The following is a 15980-nucleotide window of genomic DNA, read 5'->3' on the forward strand; positions in this document are numbered from 1 at the left end:
GCATGACCCTTACCATCGCGAGCGTTAACGTCAACGGAATCCGCGCTGCGTGTAAGCAGCGCAATGAAAATAATCCCGGCATGAATGCCTGGTTAGAGGCGACTTCGGCCGATATCGTGCTCATGCAAGAGGTGCGCGCTACCCCGCAGCAGGCCGAAAAAGCCTTGGCCCCGGCCCTGGAGGCGGGCTGGCATTTGGCTCTTGCCGACGCCGCCGCAAAGGGCCGCGCCGGCGTGGGCATCTTGTCTCGCACCCCGCTTGCCGACGTCGAAGTGGGCTTCGGCTCCTTTAGCGACGCCGGCCGCTGGATTGCCGCTACCACCCGCGATATTCGCGTCGCTTCTCTGTACCTGCCTTCCGGTGATACGGGTTCGCCGAAATTGGATGAAAAGTACCGCTTCTTGGACGAGTTCCAAGACATTCTGGCGGATAACTCAGCGCGCACGAACCCCGATGGCAGCCCGGCCGAGATGGTGATAGGCGGCGATTGGAATATCTGCCACCGCGCCCAGGACCTGAAGAATAATAGGGCCAATGAAAAGAAGGCCGGCCACCTGCCCGAAGAGCGCGCCTTCATGGACCACGTCTTTGGTGCGTTCCCGGATGATGAGCCGCAGGAAAAGAAGAACCTGGGGCAGTGGCAGGGCGTTGTCGACTACGCCGGCGGCGAGCCGTGGGCCCCAACCACAGAGCCACAGTGGTTCGACGTAGCCCGTCGCCTCCATCCGGACGAAGACGGCCCCTATACCTGGTGGACCTACCGCGGCCAGGCCTTTAATAACAACGCTGGGTGGCGCATCGATTATCAGGCGGCTACCCGTCCGATGCTGGAGCGCGCGCAGCGCACCTGGGTGGAAAAGGCCCCCACCGTGGAGCAGCGCTGGTCCGACCATTCCCCACTAGTGGTGGAGTACAGCTGATGACGCCATTATTTAGCGTCCTTTACGTAGTCGGCATTACCGCCGAGTCTATGACCGCCGCATTATCCGCTGGACGCCAAAAACTCGACCTATTTGGTGTCACCATGATCGCCTCCATGACGGCGCTCGGCGGCGGCACGGTGCGCGATATGATCCTCGATGATCCTCCATTTACCTGGGTAGAGCACCCCATTTATTTGGTGATTGTCATCGTGGCGGCCGTGGTGACGGTGGGCATGTCCTTCCTTATGCACTACTTCCGCCATCTCTTCCTCATCTTGGATGCCCTAGGGCTCGCGGTCTTTTCGGTGCTGGGCACCCAAATCGCAGTCCACCTGGGCCACGGGTTCATTATTGCCTCGGTGTCTGCGGTGATTTCCGGCGTTTTTGGTGGCGTGCTGCGTGACCTGCTTTCAGATCGCATTCCGCTGGTCTTTTCCGGCGAATATTATGCCGCCATTTCCCTGCTGGCCGCGGCGCTTTTTATGGCGCTCTACCATGGCGGCTTGGCCGAAGAACCGGCCGCGATCATCACCGCCTCCGTGTGCTTTATTGCCCGCTTGGCCGCGATCTACTTCAAGAAGGGCTTGCCCGTCTTTGAATATCGTGATGCCGAACAGCAGATGGACCCGCGTTTGCGGTTGTCCGCGCGCATCGTGCGCGATGGCGCCCGCAAGGCCAAGCGCAAGGCAGGCGCGGCCACGCGATACGCCAGCCCCATCACGCGTCCGTTGACTAGGCCTTTAAGCCGCCCGTTTAAGAACAAGACACGAGCTTTTTCTACTGCGGCAGAGGGGGCGGACTACGACGATATTTCCAGCAACCGCATCGCGCGCCGCCCGAAGCAACAATCGATTACCCGGCCGAGTGGCCGGCACTCGCCAGGGGCGAGGGGAGTAAACGTGGAGCAGCAGTGGAGCTTCAATAAGGGGGACGTCGGCAAGCGCAAGGCGCCTAAACACAAGCAGTAGTGCTACCATAGGCAGGTCAAAAAATCAGTAATCTGCAACGGAGAAAGTTCATGGCTCGCGCAATTATTTCTTTCGTCCTCGGCGCTGTAATCCTCGGCCTGAGCATCTGGTGGTGGACCGTTGTTGGTCCGTCCTTCGCTTTCCTCGGCCCCATCGTGCTCATGGGCGTGGGCGGCGCGCTGATGGTTTCCGGTTGGGCCATCCTGATGGATGTGGTCAGCCCCACCTCCCGCAAGATTTAAAATCTTTGCGTCGCATTCCCTCTGCCCTCCGGGCGGGGGGAATTTTTCGATCCGGGAGGGACACTACTGGGGGAAGGGTGTGGACCGCGCGCCGGAGCTAGGGGGTAGGATAAAGCACCATGACTGCAGACAAATCCACCGTTTCCCGCGTCCTGTCCGGTATCCAACCCACCGCTGATTCCTATCACCTGGGTAATTACCTGGGAGCGCTGAAGCAGTGGATTGACCTGCAGGACGGCTATGATGCCTTCTACTTCATCCCTGACCTGCACGCGATAACCGTAGAGCAAAATCCCGAGGAGCTGCGCAACCGCACCATCGCGGGTGCCGCCCAGCTTATTGCCCTAGGCATTGACCCGGACAAGTCCACGCTCTTTGTCCAGTCGCACGTGCCTGCGCACACGGAGTTGACCTGGGTCTTTCAGTGCCTGACCGGTTTTGGTGAAGCCTCCCGCATGACCCAGTTCAAGGATAAGTCCGCCAAGCAGGGATCGGACCGCACCTCGGTGGGCCTATTTACCTACCCGATCCTCATGGCCGCAGATATTTTGCTCTACTCGCCGGATTATGTGCCCGTGGGCGAAGACCAGCGCCAGCACCTGGAGTTGACCCGCAACCTGGCCGAGCGCTTCAACAATAAGTACGGCGATACCTTCAAGGTGCCCGAGCCGTTTATCCCAGAGGGCGCGGCCAAGATTTATGACCTGCAGGAGCCGACCTCCAAGATGTCTAAGTCCGGAGCCAACCCCAAGGGTTTGGTCAACCTCTTGGATGCGCCGAAGACCTCGGCTAAGCGCATTAAGTCCGCCGTGACGGATGACTTGGGTTCGGTAGCCTTTGACCGCGAAAATCAGCCGGGTGTGTCTAACCTATTGGTCATCCAGTCCGCGCTGACCGGTGAATCCATCGATTCCTTGGTGGAGAAGTACGCCGACCAGGGCTATGGCCACCTCAAGGTCGATACCGCAGATGCGCTGCAGGAATTTACCACTCCGCTCAAGGCACGCTTTGATGAGCTGATGGCGGATCGCGGCGAGCTCGAGCGCATCCTGGCCAAGGGCGCAGAGACGGCGCAAGAAATTGCCCAGCCGCTTGTCGACGACGTCTATGAAAAGGTCGGCTTCCTTCCCCGCCGGCGCAAGTAGCCGGAGGCTGCTTCCCCCGCGCTCCACCCCACAAAGGGACAACAGGGCATTTGCCAGTTACTCTAGGTGGGATAAATACTGTGCGAGCAAGAAGGGAAGCACGTGCCTACCACCACGCAATCCTCCTCGAAGAAGACGGACCACTACGGCATCGAACGCGCCAATGCCGACGATCCCGGTGCGGTAGATAAGATCCGCGCCAAGTCCGGATTCGTTGATCATCTGATGCGCATGAACGAGCGCTATGGTGCAGAAGGCGGAAACCAATTTGCCGCCGGCATCACCTATTACTCGGTGCTGTCTATCTTCCCGCTCGCGATGCTGATCGTGGCTACCGTCGCCGCCGTCTTGGCTAATCGCGAGGACTTGCTCAATGACTTGCAGTCCCAGATCACCAGCTCGCTAGATGGCGATATGGGCGATACGGTCAACGAGATTCTCGATACGGCCATTGAGCAGCGCGGGGCCATGTTTGGTATCGGTGGTTTGACCACCCTGTGGTCCGGACTGGGCTGGATGAATAACCTGCGCATCGGCATCTCGGCTATGTGGGGCATCGACGCCAACGAAGGCGGTTCCTTCCTGAAGAAGAAGCTTTCTGACTTGGTAGGTCTCATCGGCCTGATCCTGGCGTTCCTCATCGCCTTTGGCGTGACTGCCGCCGGTTCCTCTGGTCTTACCCAGAAGATTTTTGAGAAGGTCGGCATCGAGTCCTTCCCGGGCATGGATTTTGTGATTTTCTTTGTCGGCTTGGCAGTGGGCCTCTTGGCTAACTTCATCGTCATGTGGTGGATGATTATGATCCTGCCGCGCACCAAGGTGCCGAAAAAATCTGGCCTCATCGGTGCGGCCATCGGTGCGGTGGCTTTCGAGCTGCTCAAGCAGCTGTCTACGGTCATCATGTCTTCTGCTACCGGCAGCCCGGCCGGCGCGGTCTTCGGTCCGGTCATCGTGCTCATGGTGGTCATGTACCTGATTTGGCGCGTGGTGCTGTATATCTCTGCGTGGACCGCCACCACCGCCGAGTCCCTGAAGTTTGCGCACCCGCCCGTCCCAGAGCCAGCCGTTATTCGCGTGCGCAATGAGGTCAAGGAGGGCGCACCGGCAGGCGCGACCTTTGGCATTGGTGCTGCTTTGGGTGCTGCGGCCGTGGGTGCGTTTAGCTTGCTGCGCCGCAAGTAAATCTCCTCCTAAGGGGTGAGGACGCCGCTGCTATTCGGCTTTAAGATAGAACATTATGAACGCCAATGACATCGCACCGAATCTTTATGAAGAGTGGGGACTAGACCGCCGCGATGGCGAGCGGGAACTCTTAGTTTTACTGGAGTCCAAGGATTTGTCGCTAGAGCAGCAAGGTCAAGACATCGAGGACCCGCGGCGTGCGCAGCTCCGCATCGCCGCCAGCGTCTTGGGGTCTGCTGCGAAGCGCGCGGAATACGATAAGGCGTGTGAGGCGGGTCTGCGCCCCACGTGGGGTGACTTGGGACAGCTGGGCGCGATAGGCCAGTGGAGCCCGCGGCCGCAGCAACAGCAGCAGCCGCAGCAGTCGCAGCAGGCTCAGTTTTTTCAGTCTGGTCAGGCGGCAGGACCGGGGTACCAAGCGCACCAAGAACCACGATTTGCGCAGACTGCTAGCCCTTACGGGTCGCCGTATTCACGCAACCCCTTTGCCCCGCAGCACAATCCATTCCCGCCGGCAACGGCGAACGCGGCCGTCCCCGCACCGCTGCTACAACACCCAGCGCCTGAAATCAGTCAGCGCGCCGGTCAAGATGCGCGCATCGGAATGGCCATTTTGGACCTATTCTTTTTCTCACTCATCAGCGGTAGCTTCGGCGGCGCGCTGCTTTCTGGTGGTGTGGATGAGCTCTCGACGTTTATCGGTGGTGCCATCATTTTGCTGCTCTACGTTTTGGGCACTGAGTGTTGGCTCGGCGCCAGCCCGGCCAAGCTGCTGATGGGCTACACAGTGCGCGATGTCGATACCAAAGAGCGGCTTAGCCTCACCCAGTCCGCAAAGCGTCAGTGGTGGCGCCTAGTCAATATTGTGCCGGGACCTGGTACCTTCGCCAGCTGGGTGGGTGCCGGCGTGCACACCTTCACCATTACGGAGAAAAATAACCGCCGCGGCTCCCACGATGAGTGGGCTAACGCCGAAGTAGTGAAAAAGCACCCACGCAAATAGCCAGCAAAGCTACAGCGCCAGCGATGACCCAGCCAAGCCACCCCTGCACCCCAGCTAAAGAGGAGTTTGCAGATTGTGCCTGGGTATCGGGCGCAGGTGTGGGTGCGGGGGAGGCAGGAGAGTCGGCGTCGGCAAGCAGCTGGCCTACGCCATCCCCAGGGGAAACCTTATAGGCCTCGTACAAAAGCTTTTGGGCCTGTTCCCAGGCACGCGGGCCGTGCTCCACGGTGGTATCGAGCAGGACCGCCTGCAAGCGCCGACCATGGCGATCGAGCGCACCGACGAAGGTATGGTGCGCATCATCGGTAAAACCCGTCTTGCCACCAATGCCGTCCGGATCGTTGAGGAAAAGACCGTTATCGTTTCCTAATTGGTAGCCATCAAAGTCGCCCCAGCCGGGAAAATCCACGGACTCCGTATCGACAATGCGCGCAAAGGTCGGGTTATGGAAGGCCGCGCGGTAAATGCGGGAAATATCCTCGGCCGAGGTAGACATCCCCGGGGCGTCGAGCCCGGAATAGCTGGCCGCAAAGGTGGAATTCGTGCCAATCTCGGCCGCCTTGTCATTGACCTTGCGCAAAGTGACCTCGTCGCCGCCCAATTCCTGTGCCAGCGCGTGCGCGGCATCGTTGCCGGAAGCCATGAGCAAGCCCTCAAGGAGCTGCTCCACCGTGTACTTGCCACCGGGACCGATGCCCACCGCAGAGCCGTCAATCTGTGCAGATTCTTCGCCTACCTCGACTTTCTTGTGCAGATCCAGTTCGTCGATGACCACGAGCGCCAGCAGCGCCTTAATGATAGAGGCCGGCCGGTAACGGCCGTTAGGGTCCTTCATCGCGATAATCTCGCCGGTATCGATATCGGAGACCATCCATGCTGCGGCCACTACATCCTTGTCCACATGGAACCCCGCAGGCAGGGTAGTGCCACAGGCCTCATCGCTATCCACCGGCGGCAGCGGGGTGGGAGAGGCTTGCCCGGGGGCGAGCCGCTCCGAGGTGGTAGTGGCCTTTTCCGGCCGCTCGGCGTGGGGGCACCTATCGGTATCCGGGGCAGTGGTTCGCGTGGTGGTAGGAGTAGTCGGCGCTTCCGCCAGCGCGAGCGGTGGGCCGCTCAGCAAGACGGCGGTGAGAGAACTAGCGAGAATTCTTTTCATGACATGACACATCTTAGGCCCGTGCCTACGATGGGACGCATGCATGACGCGCCTTTAATTAGCCCAGAAAATAAGGACTCCGCCGCCGACGTGGTGGCGCAGCTGCCTAAGGTATCCCTTTTTGAAACCATTACCGCCCCGGCTGGTTCGCCGGAAGAACTCACAGCCGCTCTCCGTGCGCGCTATGAAGCTTTGGCTGCCGACGGCGTAGTCTACGCAGAGGTGCACCTAGACCCCGCAGAGCTTGGCCTCGACGCTGCCGCTGTGGTGGAGGCCGCCGCAGCCGCCTGCATCGCTGGTCTTGACTCCCGCCTTGTCCTCGCTGGCTCGGCCCCAGAGGAAGCAGTGCCTGATGATGCCCCCGTGGTGGGTTATAGCCTGCCGCAGGGCCAAGCGAGCGGGGCCGCAGATTTTCGTGCGGCTTACCTGCCCACCCAGATCCAGGTGGGAGAAGACTTCGCAGAAGTAGAACGTGCCGCCCAGGCAGGCGTGAATCGCCTGATCCATCCGGTCAATATGATCGATGACTTCAGCGCGAATATTGAGGGCATTGTGCCCGGCCAGGCCTCTGGATACATCCGCGACCGTCACATCCCGCTCGTCTTTACTCCCCTTGAGGAAACCGAGGACCTCAATGACCACCCGCTGCCACTGCTGCAGCAACTGGGCTTTACCTGCACCATTTCCTCTGGTGATACCACGCTGACCAAGCAGTTCCTCACGCTAAGCGAGGCCTTCGGGTATGGGCTGGAGGAATTTTTCGATCTCACCGTCAAAGCGGTAGAGAATTCCTTCGCTGACCAGGAATTACGGCAGCATCTGCTAGAAACGGTTATCCTGCCAGCATACGAGGAATTATCTGATCCGGAGCTTGCTGGCCCGGACACGGAGGAATCCCTCGCTGATGCGGCAGACGCCGCTGAAGAGTAGAAACGATTAAAGGAGAATTACATGACTTCTGTACTTTTTGTTGTTACCGCCGCTGAGGAATGGACCCTGGCCGATGGCACCAAGCGCCCGACCGGTTATTGGGCCGAGGAGCTTATTGCCCCGCACCGCGTCTTCCAGGGCGCGGGCTGGGATATCCACTTCGCCACCCCGGGTGCGAAGGCTCCGGTCGTAGACGAGTACAGCCTGGAGGTACTGCCAGACAACGTGCGTGAGGCACAGGAGAACTACCTGGCAGAGTTGGGCGTAGCGCTTGAGAACCCGATGAACCTGGCCGATGTCAATGAGGAAAACTATGACCTCATCTTCTACCCAGGTGGCCACGGTCCAATGGAGGATCTGGCCTATGACCAGGATTCCGCTAAGCTCTTGCAGGCTCGCATGGATTCTGGCCGCGCCCTCGGCTTGGTCTGCCATGCCCCGGCAGCGATGCTGGCAGTGGATAACGAGAACTGGCCGTTCAAGGGCTACAAGATGACCGCCTTTAGCAATGCAGAGGAAGGCGAGGAGATGGTTGCCGCCGCTAAGTGGGCGCTGGAGACCCGCCTGCGTGAGCTCGGCGCGGATTACCAGGAAACCGATCCCATGTCCCCGAACGTGATTGTGGACCGCAACCTCTATACCGGTCAGAACCCGGCATCTTCCGAGCCGTTGGCACAGCGCATCCTGCGCGACTTCTAAATGCACATACCGCGAGTTCTCAAGGCCGGGGCAGCCCTAACCGGGGTTGCCGCGGCCGCGGGGGCGGTGGCGTATGGGCTAAGCCGCCGGCCGTACCTGCGCGAGGTGGCACCGGGGTTGCGCAGCCCGGTTTTATATCTGCCGATGCATGTGCTTCCCGACGCCACCTTTGCCCACGCCAGCCGCTTCTTCGCCACCATCGACTTTTCTCGACCAATCCGGCATGCGGTGGACATTACGGAGTTTTCCGCCTCCTTCGATGGCCACGCTTTTAGCGCCCGCGTACTTACCCCACGCGGCGCTACCGCAGGGGCAGCCGCATCAGGACCGCGCCCCGTGGTGGTGTGGACGCACGGCGGCGGCCATCTCATCGGTGGGCCTGCTATGTATGACCCGCAAAATGCTCGCATGGCGGCCGAGTTGGGCGCCATCGTGGTAGCCCCGCGCTACCACAAGTCCACCCAGGAGCCGTTTCCAGCAGACCATCATGAATGCTATGCCGCGCTGCGTTGGGTACAAGAACACGGCGATACCTTGGGCGGGGATACCTCGCGCATCGCCGTCGCCGGTGATAGCGCAGGCGGCGGACTCGCCGCAGGCTTGGTTCAACGTGCCTTCGACGAGGGGCACCCGGTCCGCGCGCTCGGATTGGTCTATCCCATGCTCGATCACCGCACCACGGATAAGTCCGGCGCGGTGGGCCAATTCATTTGGACGGCCGGCTCGAACCGCGGCGCGTGGTCCATGTACCTGGGAAACGATCACCTGGATGTTGACCTGCCGCGCTATGCTTCGCCGGCCACGCGCGGCGATCTCTCCGGCCTGCCGCCGACCTGGATCGGAGTCGGTGGCATCGACCTCTTCTGCGATGAATCCGTCGCCTTTGCTCGAGCCCTCGACGCGGCTGGCGTGGAAACCACTTTGGACGTGTGGGCCGGCGCCTACCACGGGTTTGACCAAATTAAACCCAAGGCCCCGCAATCGCGTGAGCTTATCGACGCCCTCATTGACCACCTCCGCCGCCACCTTTAGAGTCACATACTGGGGGAGGTCAAGCGATGAACTACAACACGCACGTGTCGTGGGTCGTATTTTTTGCCAGCCTTATTGTGCTCGGCCTGATACTGGGCGGGGTCTTTGGAATAGGAACTCTAGGCCGGTCCGTCGTCGGACTCGGCTCGTTTATCGCATGGTTGCTTTTCGATAAATACATGCGCGACCGGAGCCGACGCCAAGAAAAAGAAGTACGGGGCCACTAAACGCAGAAAGGCCGCCCTTTCTCCTCCTACCTGCTATGAGATGCGGGAAAGATAAGGCGGCGCAGACCGTGCTGGTTTAGAACTTGGAGAAGCGCTTGATGAGCATGTCTTCCAAGCCCTTCCAGGACTCGGCGTGCTCGTTGTATGGCTTGGACGGCACATAGCCGGCGTGCTCGGTAGAGCCGAGCATGTAGCCCAAGTAGTCCTGCAGGCGGGGGTTGGCCAGCATATAGGAGTTAATGGAATCGTCGCCCGCCCAGTCGGCGGCATCGGCGCATACTTCGTAGCAACGCGCCATCTGATCAGAATCGACGGCCTCTGGGCCCTTTTCGATATCGCGCACAATGCCATTGAAAGAGTACTGGTTATCCGGGTGGACCTGTACCTCCAATTCGCCGGCGTTGGCAGCGGAGACAACCTCTTCCCAGGTGGATACGCGGGCTAGGTCGTGGTCATCGTTGTCCATGATCCAGCGCACCAAGGTCTTCGGGGAATCGAAGGTGAAGATCTCTCCCCACTTGCCCAAGAAAATGGGCTTGCCGTCCAGGTAGGTGCGCAAGGTGTAGACGGACTTGGATTGTGCGGTGATCTTGATGGGATCGATGCCGGCGGCGGCCCACGGGGAATTATCGTACGGGTCGGCTGCCTCGGCGGCGGCCTTGCGCTTTTCCTCGGCTTCCTTGGCCGCAGCGGCGGAGGCGGCGGCAGCAGAAGAGATGCGCTCCTTGGCATCGGAAACCTTGGCCGCGTCAAAGTCATCGGTGGAGACCACGCGAACGTGCTGATCCAGATCCTCGATGACTCCCTTCCAATTGCCGGCGATGACGTGGCCCACGCCGGACCACTCGCTCATGCCCTGCTCGCCGGAGTAGTGGTCGGCGCCGCGGGAGACATTGCGCAGAATGGAGTGGGAAGCGAAGAAGATGGTGGTGTGTTCTGCACCGGCGACGTCAGCAAGCGCGGAGGCAATCTCCAGGTTGCGGGCCACGGTGGACACGTTCTGGTGGCTCGGGCGACCAGCCAGTGCCTCCGGCATGCCGATGAGGTCATACTCATCGCGCCCGGCTGGGGTAACGCGGTCGGCATCGCGGCCGGCAAACTGGTCCCACTGCGGGTGATCCAGCAAATCGTGCTTGGTGCCAGACTCCACGAAGCACAGCAGCTCGGCCGGCGAGTTAAAAGCTAAGACAGCCTCATCATCGCCTAGAAAGGCCTGCCACTCGGAGCCACTTTGGCGCCACTTGGGTGCCCAGAGGGTATAAAAATCGCCCTCGGTTAGCGAGAGCTTTACAGGTACAATTGCGCGGGTGCTCATGGCGTTTTAGTCTACCCAACGCCTCAAGTACCGCGCGAGAGCGCATCGGCCTTAGGCCGTGGGGCGCCAAAATTCTTTGAATTGCATGCCCATATTTGTAGTGCGCAGCGGGTTGGTTTGCACCGGATCTCCAGCCTCTACTATTTCGCCATTGCCGGAATACATTGCTACGTGCCCATCCCAGACCACCAGGTCACCGGGCTGCAATTGATCCGCGCTGACCTGCTGACCGATGGCTTGCTGGTCCGCAGTGCGCGGTAACTCCACCCCGGCCTGGGAGTAGGCCCATTGGGTAAGCCCCGAACAATCAAAGCCGCCGTTTCCGGTACCTCCCCATACATAGGGCTGGCCCACTTGGCTCTTCGCGGCGGCGACGGCAGCCTGACCGGCGGCAGAACCACCTTCGGCCGCGGGCTCTGGTGTGGGCGAGGGAGAGTGCGCTTCGTGTGCCGTGGCGTCGGCTCCAGCGCCTGCCGCAGGTTGTTCCGGAAGGGTAGTGGGATGTGGGGAGCTGGTGGGGTGCGCGGGGGCGTCGGCAAGCGCGGAGTGCACCGGCCGCTGCGCCACCGGTTGTAAAGATTGAGCGGCGGCGCTGAGATCACCAATCAGGCGTTGCACGCGAGCAGTAGCCATGCCCAGGTGCTGGGAGACAAGCGCGCGCAGCTTGGCCATGGCGGCGGCACGCGTGGACGGATCCAGCGAAAGAAGACCCAGCGCGGTGGGAAGTCCCTGGCGCAGCAATTGTGTCGCGATGCCCACCAGATCCCGGATGGTGCCTGTCACTAAGGTGCGGGCCTGGCCGAGCGCAGCCGAGATGGTTTCCTTATCGAGGTCGATGTTTTTCGCTGACTCGAGTAAAGGAGCGGGATTGCCGTGGGCGATGGCTGCCAAAGGCGCGGCGGCTGAAAGGTCAGGCACGCGGGGAAGCTCTACCTCCGGAAGCTGCGCCGGTTGCATGGTGGCGATCTGCTTGAGCGCGGTATCGAGCATCTACATCGCCGCCCCAAGATGCTGGCCTAGCGCGGCATCGGTATCTTCTGCCTCGCGCGACATGCGGAAACCGGAGTGGGCTACCTGCCCCATATCGTTGCGCAGCACGCTCATGCGCGCGCCCACATTATCGAGCGCGGCATGCACGGCCTCATTAAAAGCAGTGAAAGCGGAATCTTCAGGCAAAACGGGATGGGGCGGATTCTCCCCTTGGGACTGGGCATGCAGGTCGCGGGCAAGGTGGCGGGCATAGTCGGTATCGATCGTGAAAGGTCTCATGCCCTATTGGACTGCCCAATGGCCCATTTGGTTCCCAAAAAGTTTAAAGTGGTGGTCATGGACATCCACGTAGTAGACCACCCGCTAGCCGCCGCCCGCCTGACACTCATGCGCGATGCGCGCAGCGATAACTCCGCCTTCCGCGCCGCTTTAAAAGACTTGGGCGCCATGCTCGTGTACGAAGCATCCCGCGACCTTGCCGTGGAGAACTTCGACTGCGCTACTCCGGTTTCTACCGCCCAGGGAACCCGCCTACAAGACCCGCCCATTATCGTGCCAATTATCCGCGCCGGGCTGGGCATGGTGGATCCGGCCCTGTCCATGATTCCGGATGCACAGGTCGGCTTTATCGGCATGGCCCGCAATGAAGAGACGCACGAACCGGTGCCGTACCTGGAAGCACTGCCGGAAGATCTCACCGGCCGCACTGTGTTTGTGGTGGATCCGATGCTGGCTACCGGTGGTTCTCTGCTGCACGCATTGCGCCTACTTGCTGACCGCGGCGCCACCGATATCACCGCCATTTGCATGGTCTCGGCACAGCCGGGCGTGGATGCGCTGGCCGAATCCGGCCTGCCGGTACGTTTGGTTACCGCCGCCATCGATCCTTCCCTGAACGAAGATGCTTATATCGTGCCGGGCTTGGGCGATGCTGGCGACCGCCTCTACGGCCCGCGCAATATCGACCTTTAAGGTAGTGTTCTCCCTGGAAAGGCGACCGCACTTTCCAGGGGGAGTATATGAGTTTCATTCATTTAATGTGGTCGAGTTATGGCCACGGTTTTTCACAACAATTGCGGCGGGTGCGGAAACGTAGGGGGATTTCGCAACAGGCGCTCGCGGAGATTTCTGGGGTCTCCCGCAGCCAAATTTCCAATTTGGAGCGCAATGAAAATGGCGTGCATGCCATGGCCGACCCGCAGCTTTCTACGGTATATAAGCTGGCCCTAGCCCTAGAGATCCCGCCGGCGGTATTGCTGCCAGCCGGTGGGGACGTGGTGGAAGGGCACTTAGCTGACTCCGCGGTGGCGGCCGCCGAGGATGTCGCGCCCTTCCCACAGGGCTATGTGGACCGGCGGCGGTTTGCCGCTACGTGGAACGGGGCCTTGACCTAACGCACCCCGCATCACTACCTGAGTTACTGAACCGCATGGTCTAGTTGTAGACTTTGCACCCAGACGTATTTCAACAACAGGGAAGGCACGCGGATGATCTCGGAATTCATCAACGAGTGGTTCAATGCCCACCGTGCGGAGGTCATCGCGTGGCGGCGCCATATCCACCGTCACCCGGAAACCGCGAATCAAGAGGTAGAAACCACCAACTTCCTAGCTTCTATCCTGCAGGACTACGGTCTGGAGCCCCAGCGCTTCCCACAGACCGGCCTCATGGTAGATATTGGCCCCGATACGGAATTGGGCCGATTAGCTTTCCGCGCGGATATTGATGCCCTGCCAGTTACCGAGGTCACCGGCCTGGAATATACCTCTGAGGTGCCCGGCAAGATGCATGCTTGCGGCCACGATGTACACACCACCGTGGCCCTCGGCTTGGCTTGCGCATTGGCGGATTTTCAGCGCGTCCACGCCCTGCCGCTGGGTATTCGAGTCATCTTCCAACCGGCCGAGGAAGTATGGGTCGGTGGTGCGACCGACGTTATTGAATGGGGCGCGCTGGAAGGCGTGCATTCTATTTTTGCCATCCACGCCGAGCCCAAGCTGCGCGTGGGGCGAATTGGTATTCGCGCTGGGGCGATTACCTCCGCCACTGACGTCGTGGAGCTCAATATCAAGGGCCCGGGTGGGCATACCTCCCGGCCACATCTTTCCGCCGATGTCGTCTATGCCCTTGGCAAGGTCATCACCGAACTGCCCGCGCTGCTTTCGCGCCGCGTTGACCCACGCACCGGCACCGTTTTGGTCTTTGGCCAGGTCAATTCCGGCTATGCGCCCAATGCTATTCCGGAGACCGGCAGCTTGACCGGCACCATGCGCACGGCGGATATTGGCATCTGGCGCGATATGCAAAGCCTCTTTACCGAGCTGGTGGATCAAATCCTTGCGCCGGTAGGCGTAGAACATGAGCTGACCTATAACCGCGGCGTTCCGCCGGTGCTTAACGACGACGTCGCAACCGCCCTGCTTGCCTCCGCAGCCCAATCCATCGATCCGCAGGCCGTGGTCCAAGCCCCGCAGTCCTCCGGTGGCGAGGACTTTTCCTGGTATCTGGAAAAGGTCCCCGGTTCCATGGCGCGGCTGGGCTGCTGGTCCGGCGAAGGCGAACAGCATGACCTGCACATGGGCGATCTCATCGTGGACGAGCGAGCCATCGGCGTGGGCATCAAACTCTTCGGCGCCGTGGTTGAGCAGTTCATAGGGGAGAATGCGGAGACAGACTAACGCGCTTTAAGGTCCCACACGTTAGACTCGTAAGCGACTTTTAAAGTGGAGCCGATAAAGGAGCAAGTGCGTGTTGAACCAGACCAAGCGAATCGTCATCATCGGCGGCGGCCCAGCCGGCTATGAGGCCGCGTTGGCAGGTGCTAAATATGGTGCAGAAATCACCATTATTGAAGACCAGGGCATGGGCGGCAACAGCGTTATCTTGGACTGTGTTCCTTCCAAGTCCTTCATCGCTGGTGCCAATATCAAGACCGACCTGCGCCGTGCCGAGGATATGGAACTTAACCAGGGCATTGGTCAGGCCCATCTTTCCTTGACCGCACTGAATAAGCGCGTGCAGGATCTGGCAAGCAAGCAGTCCTCCGATATCCGCGCCACTGTGGAGTCCCTGGGCGCACGCGTTATCGATGGCCGCGGCTATTTCCCAGAGGATCAGGAAGCCGATGCCTTCGGCGGCCATAAGGTCACTGCCGTATTCAATGAGGATGGCCACGAGGAAACCATTAACGCAGATCTCGTCTTGGTAGCTACCGGCGCCACCCCGCGCGTGCTACCTGGTGCGCAGCCGGATGGCGAACGCATCCTTACCTGGCAGCAGGTTTATAACCTCACCGAGCTGCCGGAGCACCTCATCGTCGTCGGTTCCGGCGTCACCGGTGCCGAGTTCGTCTCCGCCTTTGCGGAGCTGGGCGTTAAGGTCACCATGGTTGCCTCCCGCGACCGCATTTTGCCGCATGACGACGTCCTCGAGACCGTGCTTAGCGAGCGCGGCGTTGAGCTGGAAAAGAACTGCCGCGTGGAAACCGTCAATCGCACCGAGGACGGCAATGTGCTGGTGACCACTCAAGACGGCCGCGAAATTACCGGTTCCCATGTCATCATGTCTATCGGCTCCATCCCGAATACCAAGGACTTGAAGCTGGAGAACGTTGGCGTGGAAACCGCCAAGTCTGGCCACATTCAGGTTGACCGCGTCTCCCGCACTAATATCGCGGGCATCTACGCCGCTGGCGACTGCTCTGACCTCTTCCCGTTGGCTTCCGTTGCTGCAATGCAGGGCCGCGTAGCTATGTATCACGCCCTCGGTGAGGGTGTGTCCCCTCTGCGTCTAAAGACCGTGGCTAACGCCGTCTTTACCCGCCCAGAGATTGCCGCTGTAGGCTTCACCCAGGCAGAAATCGAGGCCGGTGAGGTAGCCGCCCGCACCATCACCATGCCGCTGAATACCAACCCGCGCGCCAAGATGCGCTCGCTCCAGCACGGCTTTGTCAAGCTCTTCTGCCGCGCGACCTCCGGCCGCGTTATCGGTGGCGTCATCGTTGCACCGACCGCCTCCGAGCTCATTCTGCCCATCGCCATGGCTGTGACCAACCAGCTCACCGTAAATCAGCTGGCCGATTCCTTCGCCGTTTACCCGTCTCTGTCCGGCACCATTACCGAGGCCGCGCGACGCCTCGTGGCTCACGACGATCTGGAGTAAAGTTTCT

At 60.5% G+C, this 15980-nt stretch carries 17 protein-coding genes; 13 read left to right on the forward strand and 4 right to left on the reverse strand.

The annotated features are described in order from the left end of the window. The first annotated feature begins 2 nt into the window (after positions 1–2). From WMP96_RS04065 to WMP96_RS04090, 6 genes are all read left to right on the forward strand, one after another. Positions 3–920, forward strand: coding sequence for an exodeoxyribonuclease III (locus WMP96_RS04065; protein ID WP_200288214.1), 918 nt, complete (start codon positions 3–5; stop codon positions 918–920). Continuing rightward, entirely contained in the window at positions 920–1891 is a 972-nt protein-coding gene (locus WMP96_RS04070; protein ID WP_049378072.1) for a trimeric intracellular cation channel family protein, read from the forward strand. The genes WMP96_RS04065 and WMP96_RS04070 overlap by 1 nt, the downstream gene beginning before the upstream one ends. A 50-nt stretch (positions 1892–1941) precedes the next feature. Further along, complete coding sequence (locus tag WMP96_RS04075; protein ID WP_049383615.1) at positions 1942–2133, forward strand: hypothetical protein; 192 nt, start codon at positions 1942–1944, stop codon at positions 2131–2133. A gap of 119 nt (positions 2134–2252) precedes the next feature. After that, complete coding sequence (gene trpS / locus WMP96_RS04080; RefSeq protein WP_340432194.1) at positions 2253–3278, forward strand: tryptophan--tRNA ligase; 1026 nt, start codon at positions 2253–2255, stop codon at positions 3276–3278. Positions 3279–3380: 102 nt separating this feature from the next. Next, entirely contained in the window at positions 3381–4460 is a 1080-nt protein-coding gene (locus WMP96_RS04085; protein ID WP_023020664.1) for a YhjD/YihY/BrkB family envelope integrity protein, read from the forward strand. A 55-nt stretch (positions 4461–4515) separates the two neighbouring features. Beyond that, the gene (locus WMP96_RS04090; protein WP_301716118.1) at positions 4516–5463 is read left to right on the forward strand and encodes an RDD family protein; all 948 of its coding nucleotides are present in this window, start codon (positions 4516–4518) and stop codon (positions 5461–5463) included. Here the strand turns inward: WMP96_RS04090 and WMP96_RS04095 are convergent. Further along, positions 5426–6619 (reverse strand): D-alanyl-D-alanine carboxypeptidase family protein, encoded by a 1194-nt coding sequence (locus WMP96_RS04095; protein ID WP_239205843.1) that lies wholly within the window; start codon positions 6617–6619, stop codon positions 5426–5428. The two genes, WMP96_RS04090 and WMP96_RS04095, sit on opposite strands and share 38 nt — an antisense overlap. Positions 6620–6658: 39 nt before the next feature. On the opposite strand from WMP96_RS04095, the gene WMP96_RS04100 reads away from it, so the two are divergent. From WMP96_RS04100 to WMP96_RS04110, 3 genes are read left to right on the forward strand one after another with little or no spacing between them, the layout of a single operon-like run. After that, positions 6659–7549 carry an adenosine deaminase gene (locus WMP96_RS04100; RefSeq protein WP_445292942.1) on the forward strand — a complete coding sequence of 297 codons (891 nt, stop codon included), beginning with the start codon at positions 6659–6661 and terminating at the stop codon, positions 7547–7549. Positions 7550–7570: 21 nt separating this feature from the next. Then, positions 7571–8248: a type 1 glutamine amidotransferase domain-containing protein gene (locus WMP96_RS04105; protein ID WP_301732312.1), complete on the forward strand. Its 678-nt coding sequence runs from the start codon at positions 7571–7573 to the stop codon at positions 8246–8248. Continuing rightward, positions 8249–9280, forward strand: coding sequence for an alpha/beta hydrolase (locus WMP96_RS04110; RefSeq protein WP_301716115.1), 1032 nt, complete (start codon positions 8249–8251; stop codon positions 9278–9280). A gap of 303 nt (positions 9281–9583) precedes the next feature. Here the strand turns inward: WMP96_RS04110 and WMP96_RS04115 are convergent, their stop codons facing one another. The 3 genes from WMP96_RS04115 to WMP96_RS04125 are packed head-to-tail and all read right to left on the reverse strand — an operon-like array spanning position 9584 to position 12091. Then, complete coding sequence (locus WMP96_RS04115) at positions 9584–10822, reverse strand: hypothetical protein (protein WP_301716114.1); 1239 nt, start codon at positions 10820–10822, stop codon at positions 9584–9586. A gap of 51 nt (positions 10823–10873) precedes the next feature. After that, positions 10874–11812: a C40 family peptidase gene (locus WMP96_RS04120; protein WP_340432196.1), complete on the reverse strand. Its 939-nt coding sequence runs from the start codon at positions 11810–11812 to the stop codon at positions 10874–10876. Beyond that, complete coding sequence (locus WMP96_RS04125; RefSeq protein WP_049359619.1) at positions 11813–12091, reverse strand: hypothetical protein; 279 nt, start codon at positions 12089–12091, stop codon at positions 11813–11815. A 57-nt stretch (positions 12092–12148) separates the two neighbouring features. Between WMP96_RS04125 and upp the strand changes: the two genes are divergently transcribed. From upp to WMP96_RS04145, 4 genes are all read left to right on the forward strand, one after another. Then, positions 12149–12784: a uracil phosphoribosyltransferase gene (gene upp / locus WMP96_RS04130; protein ID WP_034656252.1), complete on the forward strand. Its 636-nt coding sequence runs from the start codon at positions 12149–12151 to the stop codon at positions 12782–12784. A gap of 110 nt (positions 12785–12894) precedes the next feature. Continuing rightward, entirely contained in the window at positions 12895–13206 is a 312-nt protein-coding gene (locus WMP96_RS04135; RefSeq protein ID WP_436407008.1) for a helix-turn-helix domain-containing protein, read from the forward strand. A 93-nt stretch (positions 13207–13299) separates the two neighbouring features. Further along, positions 13300–14490 carry a M20 family metallopeptidase gene (locus WMP96_RS04140; protein ID WP_049378010.1) on the forward strand — a complete coding sequence of 397 codons (1191 nt, stop codon included), beginning with the start codon at positions 13300–13302 and terminating at the stop codon, positions 14488–14490. A gap of 70 nt (positions 14491–14560) precedes the next feature. Beyond that, the gene (locus WMP96_RS04145) at positions 14561–15973 is read left to right on the forward strand and encodes an NAD(P)H-quinone dehydrogenase (protein ID WP_340432197.1); all 1413 of its coding nucleotides are present in this window, start codon (positions 14561–14563) and stop codon (positions 15971–15973) included. Positions 15974–15980 lie beyond the last annotated feature (7 nt).

This window comes from Corynebacterium sp. KPL4035, from assembly GCF_037908325.1.
GTDB classification, from domain to species: domain Bacteria; phylum Actinomycetota; class Actinomycetes; order Mycobacteriales; family Mycobacteriaceae; genus Corynebacterium; species Corynebacterium kefirresidentii.